Source organism: Paenibacillus prosopidis (assembly GCF_003337375.1).
Lineage (GTDB): Bacteria > Bacillota > Bacilli > Paenibacillales > Paenibacillaceae > Pristimantibacillus > Pristimantibacillus prosopidis.
Window position 1 is genome coordinate 21,785 of sequence record NZ_QPJD01000012.1, and the last position, 15,346, is coordinate 37,130.

General features: G+C 47.8%; 14 protein-coding genes and 1 pseudogene. 3 read left to right on the forward strand and 12 right to left on the reverse strand.

Annotated elements, in window-relative coordinates:
* Window positions 1-153 precede the first annotated feature (153 nt).
* The 9 genes from DFP97_RS18770 to DFP97_RS18810 form a co-directional block, all read right to left on the reverse strand.
* On the reverse strand, window positions 154-504 hold the full coding sequence (locus tag DFP97_RS18770; RefSeq protein WP_028609438.1) for a type II toxin-antitoxin system PemK/MazF family toxin: 351 nt from the start codon (window positions 502-504) through the stop codon (window positions 154-156).
* 3 nt (window positions 505-507) lie between these two features.
* Window positions 508-789 carry a CopG family ribbon-helix-helix protein gene (locus DFP97_RS18775; protein ID WP_028609437.1) on the reverse strand — a complete coding sequence of 94 codons (282 nt, stop codon included), beginning with the start codon at window positions 787-789 and terminating at the stop codon, window positions 508-510.
* Between the two features lie 227 nt (window positions 790-1,016).
* Window positions 1,017-2,204 (reverse strand): alanine racemase, encoded by a 1,188-nt coding sequence (alr, locus tag DFP97_RS18780; protein ID WP_114381732.1) that lies wholly within the window; start codon window positions 2,202-2,204, stop codon window positions 1,017-1,019.
* 148 nt (window positions 2,205-2,352) lie between these two features.
* The gene (locus DFP97_RS18785; RefSeq protein ID WP_114381733.1) at window positions 2,353-3,594 is read right to left on the reverse strand and encodes a DUF4367 domain-containing protein; all 1,242 of its coding nucleotides are present in this window, start codon (window positions 3,592-3,594) and stop codon (window positions 2,353-2,355) included.
* Window positions 3,595-3,860: 266 nt separating this feature from the next.
* On the reverse strand, window positions 3,861-4,811 hold the full coding sequence (locus DFP97_RS18790; RefSeq protein WP_114381734.1) for a TauD/TfdA dioxygenase family protein: 951 nt from the start codon (window positions 4,809-4,811) through the stop codon (window positions 3,861-3,863).
* Window positions 4,808-6,166 carry an LLM class flavin-dependent oxidoreductase gene (locus tag DFP97_RS18795; protein ID WP_114381735.1) on the reverse strand — a complete coding sequence of 453 codons (1,359 nt, stop codon included), beginning with the start codon at window positions 6,164-6,166 and terminating at the stop codon, window positions 4,808-4,810. Before DFP97_RS18795 ends, DFP97_RS18790 begins: the two co-directional genes overlap by 4 nt.
* A 40-nt stretch (window positions 6,167-6,206) precedes the next feature.
* The gene (locus tag DFP97_RS18800; RefSeq protein ID WP_114381736.1) at window positions 6,207-7,067 is read right to left on the reverse strand and encodes an ABC transporter permease; all 861 of its coding nucleotides are present in this window, start codon (window positions 7,065-7,067) and stop codon (window positions 6,207-6,209) included.
* Window positions 7,060-7,935, reverse strand: a complete 876-nt coding sequence (locus tag DFP97_RS18805; protein ID WP_114381737.1) for an ABC transporter ATP-binding protein — start codon at window positions 7,933-7,935, stop codon at window positions 7,060-7,062. Before DFP97_RS18805 ends, DFP97_RS18800 begins: the two co-directional genes overlap by 8 nt.
* 35 nt (window positions 7,936-7,970) lie before the next feature.
* Window positions 7,971-9,023: an ABC transporter substrate-binding protein gene (locus DFP97_RS18810; RefSeq protein WP_425453538.1), complete on the reverse strand. Its 1,053-nt coding sequence runs from the start codon at window positions 9,021-9,023 to the stop codon at window positions 7,971-7,973.
* A gap of 357 nt (window positions 9,024-9,380) precedes the next feature.
* Here DFP97_RS18810 and DFP97_RS18815 point away from each other — a divergent pair.
* Window positions 9,381-9,619, forward strand: a pseudogene (locus DFP97_RS18815) (GMC oxidoreductase); the annotation flags it as partial.
* Between the two features lie 93 nt (window positions 9,620-9,712).
* Here DFP97_RS18815 and DFP97_RS18820 read toward each other — a convergent pair.
* Window positions 9,713-10,246: a type 1 glutamine amidotransferase domain-containing protein gene (locus DFP97_RS18820; RefSeq protein WP_114381738.1), complete on the reverse strand. Its 534-nt coding sequence runs from the start codon at window positions 10,244-10,246 to the stop codon at window positions 9,713-9,715.
* Window positions 10,247-10,792: 546 nt separating this feature from the next.
* Between DFP97_RS18820 and DFP97_RS18825 the strand changes: the two genes are divergently transcribed.
* Window positions 10,793-11,086, forward strand: coding sequence for a hypothetical protein (locus DFP97_RS18825; RefSeq protein WP_245976423.1), 294 nt, complete (start codon window positions 10,793-10,795; stop codon window positions 11,084-11,086).
* Between the two features lie 77 nt (window positions 11,087-11,163).
* On the opposite strand, the gene DFP97_RS18830 is transcribed toward DFP97_RS18825, so the two are convergent.
* Both DFP97_RS18830 and DFP97_RS18835 read right to left on the reverse strand, forming a co-directional pair.
* Window positions 11,164-13,356, reverse strand: coding sequence for an alpha-galactosidase (locus DFP97_RS18830; RefSeq protein WP_114381739.1), 2,193 nt, complete (start codon window positions 13,354-13,356; stop codon window positions 11,164-11,166).
* Between the two features lie 33 nt (window positions 13,357-13,389).
* Window positions 13,390-14,427 (reverse strand): LacI family DNA-binding transcriptional regulator, encoded by a 1,038-nt coding sequence (locus DFP97_RS18835; RefSeq protein ID WP_114381740.1) that lies wholly within the window; start codon window positions 14,425-14,427, stop codon window positions 13,390-13,392.
* Window positions 14,428-14,584: 157 nt separating this feature from the next.
* On the opposite strand from DFP97_RS18835, the gene DFP97_RS18840 reads away from it, so the two are divergent.
* Entirely contained in the window at window positions 14,585-15,283 is a 699-nt protein-coding gene (locus tag DFP97_RS18840) for a hypothetical protein (RefSeq protein WP_114381741.1), read from the forward strand.
* The last annotated feature ends 63 nt before the right edge of the window (window positions 15,284-15,346 follow it).

Genomic DNA, 15,346 nt, shown 5'->3' on the forward strand with positions numbered 1-15,346 from the left:
TTACATCAATCAATTGAGTTAATAATAGCAAATAGGCATTTCAATTGTCTAGCATTATTTTCCTAATTGCATCAAAATTCGGATAATATCGACAAAAAAGCCATTCGGCACAAAGGAAACTTCCTTCTACAGCCAAATAGCTTGCCGCTCCATTTAAAAATCGATTAATCCGACGCTGATTAGCAAGGCATCATCTACCTTACGCATCGTTTCATCGTCCAGATGCGTAATTTTATCGGTTAGCCGCTGTTTATCAATCGTCCGAATCTGCTCTAGAAGCACGACGGAATCGCGGTCAAAACCATGCGCCGCTGCGTCCATTTCAACATGAGTGGGCAGCTTTGCTTTCTGGATTTGAGCTGTGATCGCAGCAACAATTACCGTCGGACTGAAACGATTTCCGATATCATTCTGAATGACCAGTACGGGGCGAACACCGCCCTGCTCCGATCCGACGACCGGCGACAAATCCGCAAAAAACACATCTCCGCGTTTTACGATCAACCTCTACACCCCGCTAACGAGACGGCCAAGCGTATGATCTGCTTCTTCCTCCGCTTGAAAAGCTTCCGAGGCCATGTTCAGGTTGATTTTCGCCATTTCCATATACCCGCGCTGCATCGATTCCCGGATTTGACGTTTTTTACGTTCCACCAGATACAGCTTCATGGCTTGCCGGATAAATTCGCTGCGGTTGGAGTTTTCTTTGGCAACAATCCCGTCAACCTCCTCAAGCAGATGATCTGGCAGGCTTATCATGATCCTCTTGGTATTTTGTACATTGGCCACCGAGCTCGCACCCCCAAAACTTTTCCAAAACCTTAATACACATTATGACAATATATTGCCGTCGCTATACTCAAACATATCTATGTTCGCCGTATATCAAATATGCTGTATGTTTCCATGTATAACCTCTACAGATGAACTGCCATACTACATTCGTGATATTTGGCGAAAATCCTCTTCATTTACGAAAATTTGTAAGTTGAAACATTTACCATTTCGAGTTGTTTTTACGCTAATGGGTTATAGATCGCTGTTGTGCGCCCACTGCTTACATATACGCGTGGTACACGTGCTGCAAGCATGCACGTTACTTCATAGTTAAGCGTGCCCAGTTGCTGCGCAACCTCATCAACCGTTATGACTGCATCGTCTTGACGACCGATAAGCACGACCTCTTCACCGGTCTCTACCGGCATTGAATTCGCTCCCGAAGCCGCTGCATCTAATGCAATCATACATTGATCCATACAAATCGTACCGCGAATGGGCACTTTAACACCGCGAACCAGTCCATGTGCTTTACCGGTAAGCATACGGCTGAAGCCGTCCGCATAACCAATTGGCAGCGTTCCAATTTGTTCTTCGCCTTCGGTAACATAACGTGTGCCGTAGCTTATCCCCCAACCCGCAGGCGTTGTTTTGACCATGACAACTTCCGTTTTGAGCGTCAAGACCGGCTCGAGCTCAATACGCTGCTGATTGACTTCCGCGGAGGGATATAAACCGTACATGCTTATTCCGAGCCGAAGCATATTGCCGCCCCATTCGGGTGTATCGATACCGGCAGCGCTGTTGGCAGCGTGAATGATCGGTATTGGCAGTCCCTGCTGCTCCACATACGAAGCAACCTCACGAAATCTGTCATACTGAAGCTTTGTATAGCTCTTGTCAGCTTCATCCGCTCGGGCGTAATGCGTAAACAGCCCCTCAACGTCGAGCTGCGGCACTTTTAAAGCCTTTCCGATAAACGATATTGCAGCATCCTGACCCAGCACACCAAGCCGTCCCATACCGGAATCAATCTTAATATGAACCTTGAGCTTGCGGCCGGCAACGTCAGCCGGAAGCTCGGCAGCGGCTTGTAAAATATCTTCTCGAAACAAACTTATGGCAACATCATTATCTCTTGCGGCAGACAAGGCATTCGCAGCCACGAAGCCAAGTACAAGAATCGGGGTTTGAATGCCAGCCTTCCGCAATTGTAATGCTTCATCCAGAAAAGCGACTCCTAAATAATCAACGCCGAAGCGCTCCGCTTCACGCGCAATCTCCACTGCACCATGCCCATAGGCATTGGCTTTGACCGAAGCCATAAGCCTGCAGCCTTCCGGAATTACATTCCGAAATGCTTGTAAATTATGTCTTAGCGCATCTAATGATATTTCAGCCCTTGTCGGGCGATAAAACGAATCCAAGCCGTTCACCTTCTCCTCATCTGGCAGCCACAACAGTCCGAGCAGCAAACATCAATAGAAATAATGTTAAACGTTGCTGCTGATACTGTCAATGAAATGAGCCCCTGAAAAGGCTAGTACGTCTTGGAAATTCTGCTGATTACAAGCTTTATTTTCCAATTTCGCCCTGCACCGATTGCGCGATCTTAATCATTTCCGATTCAGGCAGGTTTGCGCTCGTTAGGCGGAATTGATGTCCTTCATACGTCCATGTAAGCGTCTGCTGCTCGTCTCCGGTAAGCTGGCCCATCGTAAAGCCTAGATCAACCATCATCCCAGGTGCAAAAGATGACGCTACATCATCCGGCTGCGTTTGAATGAGCGTATAGCTATAATCGCCGGTGTAACGAATCATCAAGCCAGGGTTTCCGCCGAACACGATGTCTACCAAATCCTGTTCCGTAACACCATCAGGTGTATAGGAAGGCTTCATCGCTGTAAATTTGGCATCTGTTCCGCCCGGTGCTTCTGCAGAGGCATCATCATCGGCATTCTCATCGTTATTACTGCTGTTATCTGTTTGATCATCGCCGTCAACTGCACTTTCGTCCTCTTGCTTATTTCCGCTTGCATCCGGTTTATCGTCTGGTGCGGCCGCTTCATCACCACCAGTATTACCTGCAGCTGCGTCATCACCTGTATTACCAGCAGAAGCATCATCGCCCACATTTTGCTCAGGCACAGTCATCGTAGGCTCTTCTGTCGATTGGCTGGATGGCTCCGTCTTCATATTCGCCTCGGTTTCGAATACGGTCTTATCGAACTTCGGTCCGAATTCAAACTTATCGAATTTCACATCCACCATTACTGCCGCATTCGTATCGCTGACTTCTACCTGAACCGGCTTGTAGTCTGATTTATTCAACCAAATTTTCTGACGGGCTAGCGATCCATTGTTATAGTTGGCCATCACGTCAAAAACGTAAGCATCCTCATCCACTGCAAACTGCCGTGATCCATCCACCAGAATGCTTTGAATGAGCGTCTGGTACAAGTAGACCTGGCCTTGATTTTGCGGCCAGTCGCTTTGGAAGCGGAATACTTTATTCAGCTTCGGTGTGAGAACGAATACGCCGTCATCGTTGCGGAGCACAATTTGTGTGATATCTTTCTCCTCGTTCGTCAGCTTGATCCGATAATATTGCGGCTTTTGGTACGACACTTCCACGTTATACTTGAGCGGCTGCTGACTTGTATGCAAAGTCATCGTCCCGCTCCCTTGATAGCTCTCCATATTGTTTACAACCTTGTCGAGCTCCTTAACCACGGACTCGGCGTCCTTCGTACCGCAAGCGGCTAATACTAATGATAAACACAATAAAATTGCCGCGGTCCATGTAATGCGACGCATGTGATCATCCCCTCTGCACATTGTTTTTTACTGGCTGATAACATGTCTATGAGGGGACTTGACCAATTATGCAGACTAGCATGACAAGCTTAGGGTAATGTAACTTCTAAATTAACTGGTGAAATGTTACGAGACCTATTACGACACAGAACGAGCGTTTGCTTCTATAATCATGAAACACTGTAGAAACTCACAGTGGCTAAACTAAACAACCTTACCCCAATTGATACCGGAATAAGGTTGCCTAGACAGTCTATTTTCATAGATTACGATACCGATGCAACATCCTCATCTGGTTGAGAGGATGCGCTAGATGGCACATGTTTGCGTGTAAAGCTTTGTCGCCCATCGATGCTGACTGGAATATCGCCATCCACCGTAACCCTCCGCACGACGCGGTGCTGATCGCCGTAATCATTGATTGCATAATGCTGAGTAGCGCGATTGTCCCAAATAACAACATCCCCAGCCGACCAGCGCCAACGAACCGTATTCTCCAGCCGGGTAATATGTCCTTGCAGCAATGACAGTAACTGTTTCGAATCTGCTGAGGAGAAGCCGACGATTTTCTTAGCGAAATGTCCAAGCACGAGAGTACGCTCTCCGGTCTCGGGATGAACACGAACGAGTGGATGTTCGGTTTCATATAGAGCGGAGACGAACACTTCTTTATGATGACGCACTGCTTCCTCAGAAACGACATAACGATGCTGGGCATAATCGTACTCGTTCGTGTGAACGGCCCAGAGCCGATCCACGAGAAGCTGTAATTCCGACGGCAAATGCTCATAAGCGGCCGCGGTATTCGCCCATACCGTATCACCGCCTGCATCCGGTACAACAACTGCACGCAGAATCGATGCTTGCGGATAGGCAGCGACAAAGGTTACATCGGTATGCCATGAATCCGCGCGCCCGCCATGATCGGAATTCAGCTCCAAAACATATTCCGTCCCTTGCTTAACCGGTACTGTTGGATGAGCAATCGGATTGCCCAATACGCGGGCCAATGCTTCCTGCCCTGCATCATCCAGATGTGACTGCCCACGGAAGAAGATCACCTTATGCTTTAGTAGAGCTTGCCTTACTGCCGCAATCGTCTGCTCACTTAAGTCCTCCCCTAGACGAACACCAATAATCTCTGCGCCAATTCGCCCTGCGACAGGCTTCACTTCCAATTCTGTTTCATGGACATGATTCGGATTCAATGTACTCATACGATAACCTCCTTAAATGTGGATGAACTGCGGATTGAGAAAGAATTGACCGGCCTCGGAAGACCAAAATGATCACGCAGCGTACGTCCTGCATATTCAGTGCGGAAAAGCCCTCTACGCTGCAGTTCAGGGATGACATGCTGGGCAAATTCCTCCAATCCGCCAGGTAGATACGGCGGCATGACGTTGAAACCATCACTTCCGCCTTGGGTGAACCATTCCTCCAGCTGATCGGCAACCTGTATCGCAGTTCCGGCAAAGGTACGATGACCCCGCCCGCCAGCTAGGCGATGGATGAGCTGTCTAATCGTCAAGTTGTCACGCTTAGCTAAATCAGCGACCAACTGATAGCGGCTCTTGTTGCCGTTAATCTCATCCACACCAGGCAATTCAGGAAGCGGGCCGTCGAGCGGATAGTTGAATAAATCCATCTTCAGCATCGTTGACAATTGATTCAGCCCGTACTCGGGAACGGTCAATTCATTCAATTCCTGCTCTTTTTCGATCGCTTCTGATTCGGTCCGCCCAATAATCGGGCAGATGCCAGGCAATATTTTCAGCTGTTCCGGATGACGGCCGTACTTAGCTAGACGCGATTTGACATCCGCATAAAATTTCTGCGCTTCCGCCAGCGTCTGCTGGGCAGTGAATATAGCCTCCGCATATTGCGCCGCAAACTCCTTACCATCCTCCGAGGAGCCTGCTTGCACAAGAACAGGATAGCCTTGCGGTGAACGTGGAGTGTTTAGTGGTCCTCTTACCTTGAATTCATCTCCGACATGATTGATTTCGTGAACCTTGCCATTGTCCGCAAAGGCACCCGAGGCACGGTCGATAATGATCGCATCATCCTCCCAGCTGTCCCATAAGCTGGTCGTAACTTGAAGGAATTCTCTGGCACGTGTATAACGTTTACTATGCGCCAGGTGCGTGTCTTTGTTAAAGTTGTTCGCTTCGAATTCACTGCCAGAGGTGACGATATTCCAGCCTGCGCGTCCATTGCTGATATGATCCAAGGAAGCGAATTTTCGCGCCACATGGAAAGGCTCGTTATATGTCGTGGATACGGTTCCGATAAGACCAATCCGCTCTGTAACGGCTGCTAATGCAGATAACAAGGTAAAAGGTTCAAGTCCAACGAAGGCTCCGTGTTTAATGTTCTTATTGATTGCCAACCCATCCGCCAAGAAGAGAGAATCAAACTTGGCTTGTTCAGCTGTTTGCGCCAATCGTTGAAAATATCGAATATCCGTAATACTATGCGGTTCTGTATCCGGATGACGCCATGCTGCCTCATGATGACCCGCATTCATAATAAATAGATTCAAATTCATTTGCCGCTTGCCCTTACTCATTATTCATCACACACCTTTATATTTGGTTTGGATTTACGTGTTATTCGCTGTAGACCTGCTTCCACGACGTTAATCTCTTCTCTAATTGAACAAGTAAATAGTTAATAATTAAGCCAATAACTGAAATCGAAATAATACCCGCGTACATCTCTGTTATCTGAAAGCTGAACTGTGTATATTGGATCAGATAACCTAGACCAGATTTAGCACCTACCATCTCTGCTGCTACTAGCACGAGAATGGAGCTTGCCCCTGCTTGCCGAATGCCGACAAATATCGTTGGAACAGACGCAGGGATAATCACTTTGCGGAACAGGCTTATCGGCGAAAGACCCATAGAGCGTGCTGATTTAATTAAGAGCGGGTCTACATTCCGAACCCCGCTAATCGTATTGAGCAAGAGAGGAAACACGCAAGCATAGAAGACAATTGCAATCTTCGAGGTTTCACCCAGACCGAGCAGAAGAATAAAGACAGGAAGTATAGCAAGTGCAGCCGTGTTGCGGAATACCTCCAGTAACGGATTGAGATACTCCGCTGCCGTCTTCCACCAGCCGATGGCCAAGCCAAGCGGGATACTAACTAGAATGGCTAGTGTGAAACCCCCTATGGAACGGGTCAGACTCGTTACGGTATGATCAACAAAATCACCGGATAATAGAAGCCCCCACCATGCTTTAGCTACCTCTGTTATAGGAGGGAAGAAGGTTTCGTTAACTAGACCAAGTCTAGGAGCCGCTTCCCAAAGCGCGAGAAAGGTAATAATAACAATAGAGTTCTTGAACACGTGATGCAGCTTCGTAATGGTCCAGTGCAGCCAGTCAACTCGTTCACGAGAGGTTGATTGGTTATTCTCATAACGAGTCAGCAATTTCCCTGTACTCACATTAACGTTAGCCATTTGCTGCCACTCCTTTAGCATTCGATTTCAAGTTGCCGGCATGTAGTGTCTTGCTCTTCTCCTGCTCCTGCGCTCTCTGAACTTCATCCTTGAGCAGATCCCAGATCTGATGCCGGATCTTCACAAATTCAGGATTAGACCGCAAATCGTCCTCTGACGTTCTCGATTCAAAGGGTACTTCAATCACTTGCTTAATCCGTCCTGGACGAGAGGTCATCACCGCGACGCGCTGTCCTAAGTAGACTGCTTCTTCAATACCGTGCGTGATGAAAATAATCGTCTTCTTCGTTGCTTCCCAGATGCGAAGCAGTTCACTCTGCAGCGTCTCACGGGTTTGTGCATCAAGTGCAGCGAAGGGCTCATCCATCAGCAATACCTCGGGATCATAGGCTAAGCTTCTGGCAATGGCTACCCGCTGCTTCATACCTCCGGAAAGCTCATGCGGATAACGATTCTCGAAGCCAGCAAGGCCAACGAGTTGGATATATTCAAGCGCGCTTGCTCTGCGTTCCTTCCGTCCGACTCCCTTGGCTTCAAGCCCGAATTCAACATTAGCCAGTGCTGTCTTCCATGGGAATAGGGCATATTGCTGAAACACAATGCCGCGATCCAGATTGGGCCCTGCAATTTCATTTCCGTCTAATCGGATTTGACCTCTATTAGGCTTGGATAAGCCTGCTAGTAGGTCAAGCAGCGTCGATTTACCACAGCCGCTTGGTCCGACAATGACCATGAATTCACCTTGCTTCACCTCGAGGTTAATATCCTGGAGTGCCGATATGGGCTGAACGGTTTCTTTAAGATGTCCTAGATTCCGTTTAACCCGAAAATACTTATGAACCTGCTGAATACTGATTTTTGTCGTCATAGATTTGATTTGCTCCCTTCACATTTGGATTAACTTCATTTCTTCTCATTGAAGTACGGATTGAATTCATTCGTGTAGAGGTCTTTGCCGTTCAGTTCTCCCTCCTTAATGGTTCCTTCGTTAATAAGCCAATTTACCCAAGTCTCGAATTCAACGTCTGAAATTAGACCGCCTTTACCAGCAATCCCGGTGCTCTTCCAGAACTTTACCGTTGATGCATCTTCTTTACGGCCGCGATTATTAATGATTTTCTCAAAGCGGGCCACCACTTCCTCACGAGGTGTTGTACGTGCCCATTCAATGGCTTTGGCGGTCGCTTCAACAAACTTCCTCGTTGCCCTCGGATTTTCTTTAATGAATTTATTCGTTAACACATAGCTGCCGGCGCTGAAAACACCAAACAAATCCTTATCCGTGAACAGAGGATGGATGCCGCCGCGTTCAAGCGCTTTGTCACGCAGGACGCCGCCTAATGTCGCCACATCAATCTGATTGGCACGAAGGGTTTGCTCAGACGTAACCGGAGGCACTACGACAAGCGTCACCTGCTTAATCTCATCTGCCGTCAATCCTTCCCGGTTCAAATACTCTTTAATAACAAACTCGTGATGCGCACCTAATGTATTGACTGCGATTTTCTTGCCAATTAAATCTCTAGCTGTTTTGATGGGGCTGCCATCCAGTACGTAGTAGCCTGACCAGGTGTTATCATCAACGCCGTAATAGGCGATGACCGGTGTAATAGGCGCTTTCGCAGAAAGCAGCTTCACGATGGCGCCGTTAAATGCTCCGCCAAAATCGGTATCTCCGGTTACTACGGATTGAATATCCTGTGGTCCACTGATTGTATTCCCAATGAATTTCAACTTAAGCGGGGCCAGATAACCGAGATCCTCGGCAAGCTCTGGATACGTTACAGAACCAATCCCCCCCTGATAACGAAGCTCATTTACTTCAAGCCCGCCAATATTCGCAGCTGCCGATGCCGATGTCGATGTCTCTTGATTGCCGCAGCCGGTTAGGACAAGAGAAGAACCGAGTAGAAGAAGGATTGCCATGCTTGCGATGTTGCTGACTCTTTTCATCATGTTGGATACCTCCACTTAATTAGTTTTCATAAAATGGACATAATTACAACAAATGGGTATAAACAGGTATAAAAAAAAGACGTGTTTCATCTCATGATGAAAATCGTCTCTCCGGAGTACCGGTCGATTCAATATCCTTAAATACCTATTGAAATACTATGATTAATTAGGATAATACCCTTCTACCTAAACTTTGTCAACAGTTATTTTCGTGCGCTAGACTGGTGTACGCTCTTGGCGGGAGAACGCTATTCTGGGCATTTACGACTCCGCGCATTCCTCGCCTGCTGCTCTTTGCCGGGATCCCTCGGCGAGCGATCGGATATTATCTGACCAACCATTCCTAATAGGCAGGAAATATGTATTTGGCCTCCCGGAGCGGATAATCATGATGCGGGAACATGCCGCATGGGTAAGGATCCTTTGACTTCGGCAACGAACCGTTACGGTCAAATTCACGGCATATCCGGCTTATATGTAGCTGATAACAACCTGATTCCCGCGTGGGTCCGGTAAATCCTGCACTGACAACCGCAGCCTTGGCGATTCGCACGGCAGACCATATCGTCCGGCAATCGATTCACGCAGAGCAGTAAAAAAAGCCCCTATTCCATCATATAAAATGAATAGGGACGATTTTAATCGCTAAAGCGTCTATTGATTGTTTACCGTAAAGCTACAACCGAACTTTACCAGGCGTTAACGCCAAGTTTATCGATCGTTTCCTCTATGAAGGCAGGCTCGTCCACCGGTGTACGGGAAGTTATCAGATTGCGGTCGACGACGACTTCCTTATCCACGAAATGACCACCTGCCGCTTCTATCTCTCCGGAGATCCCAGGATACGACGTTAGCGTCCTTCCTTTAAGCAGACCGGCAGCAGCCAAAACTTGTGGACCATGGCATATAGCTGCGATTGTAATACCAGATTTATCAGCCTGTTGCACGAAAGCTTGTACGTCTGCATTATTCATGAGGTGTGACGGAGATTTGCCACCGGGAATAATAACGGCAGCATAATCTTCCGCATTCGCCTCCTTAATCCCTAAATGCGACGTATAAGTGATCGTACCTTTCTTGCCCTTCAGCTCCTCGCTGCCCTTCAAACTAATAATGACAGCCTCGTGGCCGTTTTTTACCATCTCATCATACGGGTTTTTCATCTCGGAATCTTCAAAGCCATCTGCCAGCAAAAAAGCAACTTTCTTCGTATTCTGCTTCATTTAAAGCACGCTCCTTTCGAAATTCAATGCATACATTACTTTACCCCACTAGAATGATTTGTAAGCTATTGGGCTTGGCAAAAATCCAACGCCCATGGCGAGGGGTACGCGGACATGGAATCCGTTATTTTCCCGTTTTACCCCACTTTTGAGATACTTGTGGACATGGAATCCGTTATTTGCCGTAAAACCGTTTTTTTAAGTGGATTTTAAGGCGTATAGCAGATCCAATGTCCGCACAGTTTGCATTTTAGGCCTCTTTCACACAAATAGCGATTCCTATGTCCGCATGTGCATAAGCATGACCTGGTGGCCGGTTTATTTAACAACAGATTCTCACAACAACACCAATTATTTTAACGAACATATATATTAATTAAAATATTTCTATTATCCCAAAAAATAGAGGACAAGCAAAATATATTTTTAATTAAATTTTTATATTTTACAAAATAGAGGTTGTAAACAATAGGAATTTATATATAATGAATTTGTGATCCATGTATTACACATTCATACATAAATAAATAAAGGAGAGCGATAACAATGGATAACTATCAACAACCTCCGGCGCATCCCGGCAGCAATGGTTACGGCCATAATCCCGGGCAGGAGGTATCTCCTGTTATTTCCGTAAAAGAATGGATGCTTATGACACTCGTCATGATCATCCCGATCGTAAACATTATTATGATGTTCGTATGGGCTTTCGGTGAAGGCAATCCGACGAAGAAAAACTATTTTAAAGCCTCTTTGTTGTGGGCAGCCATCATTATTGCCATATATGCTGTTGTTTTCATTATCGTTATCGCAGCTGCTGCTTCCACGTCGTTTAGCTAAAAGACCGACGTGGACAACAAAGAAGCCTTCTCCGAATGGAGAGGGCTTCTTTGTTACTGCAACTGAAAATCATCAAGCTATTCCACTGCGCGGAAGCGATACACTTTACTTGCGTAATCGCCATGGAATTGCGGCGTCGCAAGACCTGCGTACATCAGCTCATCGCCGCCGTATACCGTTCCTTGCTCATCAAGTCTGTAGTCGCGCTTAGCATCAAGCCCCTTCAAACGGAAACGGTTAAGAGGCGGATTCGGCTCCTGAAGCACCGAAGCATATACGACAAATGCCTCGCTTTGATCTTTGGAAACGAACATCCAAGCTGTATCATTTCCTTCGAACGGGCTGAGCAAGCGATAGAAATCGCCGAATTGCACGAGGTGGCGCACATCTTTATACAAGGCCACTTGTGCTTTAACCGTTTCCTTCTCTTCGTCCGTAAACCGGGTAAGATCCAGCTCATAGCCAAAGTTACCGGACAACGCGACATTTCCGCGAGTCTCCAAGGAAGTGATGCGGCCAACCTGATGATTAGGCACTGCCGATACATGCGAACCCATTGAACTGACCGGATAGACGATGCTTGTACCGTATTGAATTTTCAGACGCGACACCGCATCGGTGTTATCACTCGTCCACGTTTGCGGCATGTAGTACAGCATACCGGCATCGAAGCGGCCGCCGCCGCCGGAGCAGCTCTCAAACAAGATTTGCGGGAAGGCAGACGTAATCTTCTCCAGCACTGCATACAGGCCAAGCATATAACGGTGAGCCGTTTCCCGTTGACGCTCAGGCGGCAATAGCGCCGACCCGATTTCCGTCATGTTCCGGTTCATGTCCCACTTCACATACGTAATCGGCGCGCTCGACAAGATATCCGAGACCGATTTCACAATGTAATCTTGAACATCAGTACGCGATAAATCTAGTATGAGCTGATGCCGCGCTTGTGTCCGTCTGCGTCCTTCCACATGTAAGCACCAGTCAGGATGCGCGCGGTACAGCTCGCTTTCAGGGGAGATCATTTCCGGCTCGAACCATAACCCAAACTGCATATCAAGGCGCTTAACCCGGCTCACAAGATCCTCTAAACCATTCGGAAGCTTGCTGCGGTCTACGAACCAGTCACCCAGCGAGGTCGTATCATTGTCGCGCTTGCCGAACCAGCCGTCATCAAGCACGAACAGCTCGATGCCGAGCTCTTGGCCGGTACGCGCGATCGACTCGATTTTGTCCGCATTAAAATTGAAATAGGTCGCTTCCCAGTTATTGACGAGAATCGGCCGCGTTTGATCACGGAACGTGCCGCGAATTAATCGAGAGCGGTATAGATCATGGAAGCTGCGCGACATGCCGCCGAGGCCATGCCCGGAATGGACCATTACGGCCTCCGGCGTTTGAAACTGCTCGCCTGGCTCAAGTCTCCAATTAAAGTCGAACGGATTGAGCCCCATGAACAACCGGGCGGAATGAAATTGATCCACTTCTACGCCAGCTGTGAAGTTGCCGCTGTATACAAGGTTCACCCCGTATACATCGCCATGATCCTCGTTTGCGCCTTCCGAGAGTAGCGCAACGAACGGATTTTGCATATGGCTGCTGGAGCCTCTGCGGCTCTCAACAGATTGCAGACCCGGCTCAAGCTTGCGCGTATGCACATAACGCTCGCGCGTCCAAGCGCCCGAAAGCTGCAGCATTTCAAAACGGTCATGAGCAAAGTCGAGACTCAAGCTGAATGCCCGAAGCAGCTGCAGCGTATCCGTTCCATTGTTAACCAATCTTGCCGAACGGGTAATGGCATTAAACGCTTCAAATACGGTATAGGAAAGAATAACGGTCAATCCGGTAAGCTCATCCTTCAACGTCAGCTCCAGCGTAGCGGCTTCATCATCGCTCTCGGTATAAGTAGCCGGCAATCCGGCAAGTGCCGGCTTTCCGCTGCGAATGCTGTGCGATTCATAGCGCAGATCCGTCACCGTAGTGCCGTTAGGCAGCATAACCTGGTAAGCAGGCATACGGAAATCGGAATTGCCATACCCTGGGTATTCATGCGGGAGCGTATCCAGCGACAAGGCCAATTGATCAAGCTCCGTACTCGGACTAAAGGAGGCGCGCTCCTTTAACTCAAGGAGCCGCCCCAGCTGCATGCCACGAAGCTTTTTGCCCCAATATAAATGCGCGGGATAACCTGTTTTCGTTACATGGATAACATAACTCGTATCTTGTGCTTGCAAGTGAAATAGCGAACGTTGCTGATCATATTGAATAGACAAAATAAATCCCTCCGATTTTGGTTATAGAGCCTCTTATTTTTGTAATGTGCTGCCGCAGCTTTCTCTAACGATCAGTGTCGTATTAATGGTAATATGAACGGCCGCTTCCCGCCCTTCCATTCTTTCAAGCAGCAGTTGAACCGCTGTTCTTCCCATATGCTCCGTATGCGCGCGAACGGTAGTAAGCGGCGGATTCAGAAAAGCCGATATTTCAATGTCATCGAAGCCGACAACCGCCATATCCTCAGGCACCCTCACGCCGTGCTCGTGAAGGGCCCGAAGTGCGCCAACCGCCATCGGATCACTCCCGATAAAGCAGGCTGTCGGCCGTGAATCCAGCTGAAGAAGCCTATTCATTGACTCATACCCGCCATTCGATGACCAATCCGCCTGCCAAACAAACTCCTCATGATAAAGCCCAGCCTCGCTGAGTGCCTTCTCGAAAAAGGCGCGACGCGGCTCAACAACGGGAATATCAGCATGCTGGCGGCTAAGCCGATGGACATGTTCATTTCCGCCAATGTAGCCGATTTTCTTATGCCCAAGCTTCCTTAAATGCGAGATTACGGCTCTTGTTGCTTGTTCAAAATGAACCTTCACCGTATCAAAGTCATTCAGCTCATTCGAATGGTTGACGAATATGAGTCGATTGCTATGTTTGTACAATTGACTGACATCATTATCATCGATCGAGCCCACAACGATTAAACCATCCAACTCGTGTATTGGCTGCATTTCTGTACGATTATTGCCGCGAAGCACTTTAATAATGCTGATCCCGAGCTCCTCGCAGCGCGTTTCGATCCCTTTGCGGATCGATGAAAAGTAAGGGTCGTCTTGCTCATCCTGTAGCGAGGACCACATCAATAAACCAATTTGTTGACGGGACAGCCGCTCTTCTTTTTTCATCCTACGCAATCTGGACGGCTTATACTGCAGCTGTTCGGCAATGCTAAATATACGTGCTCTCGTCTCATCGCTTACCGCCAATGTAACATCATTGTTTAATACTCTTGATACGGTAGCAGCTGAAACTCCCGCCTCTAGCGCAATATCTTTTATCCTTGTCATTTCACGCTCCGTGTTTAGTTAATAAATTTACTTAACAACAACTACATTTTAGCAGACATGCTGAATGTCCACAAGCACCTATGCAACCTTTTCGGATAAATCGCGTCTTACTTCACAACAGCACATTAAAATCTAAACAATCCAGGGGGATCGAATCATGAATAAAATAATGATGGTTTTAACATTGATTTTGCTTCTGTCGGGCTGCAGTGCAGCCAATAATAATGTCGGCAACACGCCAGATAACAGCAACCCGAGCACGAATGTTGGCCAAGGTAATCAACCGGATCCTTCTGAGCCGGCTCCTGAGGAAACCGATACAAGCAACAAGGTTGAAGAAGAGGAAGAGCCTGCTGCGGCAACTACTGAGCAAGAGGCGGCGGAAGCTGTTATTCTTGCTTTGAAGGAAGCCGATATGACGGCACTGGCAGCTTATATTCATCCTGACAAAGGACTGTTATTCTCTCCTTATGCGCATATCGATACAGCGAGCGCCAAAGTTTTTCCGGCAGCCGGCTTGCCGGCATTAACGGATCCAACCGTCTACACATGGGGTTCTTATGACGGAACCGGCGATCCCATTGAGCTAACTTTTCAGCAGTACTTTGACAAATTCGTATATGACAAAGATTTTATTGAACCGGAGACAATCGGTGTTGACGAAATAAAAGGCGAGGGGAACACGCTTGTTAATATTAAAGATGTGTTTCCAAACAGCTATGTAATGGATTATTATTTCAGCGGCTTTGACGCGCAGTATAACGGAATGGATTGGGAGAGCCTCATTCTAGTACTCGAGGAGCTGGACGGAGCTTGGTACGTGAGCGCCATCGTCCACTCCCAGTGGACGATATAATAGAGCCGCGCGCTTTAGCGGCTTGAACAGCGGCATGCTGCCTCCCTGGAATCGGGTGGCAGC

What these genes read in the sequence shown, in the direction of transcription:
- DFP97_RS18790 (WP_114381734.1), bottom strand. Translation starts at nt 4,811, where the DNA reads ATGAGTACATTGAATCCGAATCATGTCCATGAAACAGAATTGGAAGTG.
- DFP97_RS18820 (WP_114381738.1), bottom strand. Translation starts at nt 10,246, where the DNA reads ATGAAGCAGAATACGAAGAAAGTTGCTTTTTTGCTGGCAGATGGCTTT.
- DFP97_RS18800 (WP_114381736.1), bottom strand. Translation starts at nt 7,067, where the DNA reads ATGGCTAACGTTAATGTGAGTACAGGGAAATTGCTGACTCGTTATGAG.
- DFP97_RS18795 (WP_114381735.1), bottom strand. Translation starts at nt 6,166, where the DNA reads ATGAGTAAGGGCAAGCGGCAAATGAATTTGAATCTATTTATTATGAAT.
- DFP97_RS18810 (WP_425453538.1), bottom strand. Translation starts at nt 9,023, where the DNA reads ATGATGAAAAGAGTCAGCAACATCGCAAGCATGGCAATCCTTCTTCTA.
- DFP97_RS18840 (WP_114381741.1), top strand. Translation starts at nt 14,585, where the DNA reads ATGAATAAAATAATGATGGTTTTAACATTGATTTTGCTTCTGTCGGGC.
- DFP97_RS18785 (WP_114381733.1), bottom strand. Translation starts at nt 3,594, where the DNA reads ATGCGTCGCATTACATGGACCGCGGCAATTTTATTGTGTTTATCATTA.
- DFP97_RS18805 (WP_114381737.1), bottom strand. Translation starts at nt 7,935, where the DNA reads ATGACGACAAAAATCAGTATTCAGCAGGTTCATAAGTATTTTCGGGTT.
- DFP97_RS18825 (WP_245976423.1), top strand. Translation starts at nt 10,793, where the DNA reads ATGGATAACTATCAACAACCTCCGGCGCATCCCGGCAGCAATGGTTAC.
- DFP97_RS18835 (WP_114381740.1), bottom strand. Translation starts at nt 14,427, where the DNA reads ATGACAAGGATAAAAGATATTGCGCTAGAGGCGGGAGTTTCAGCTGCT.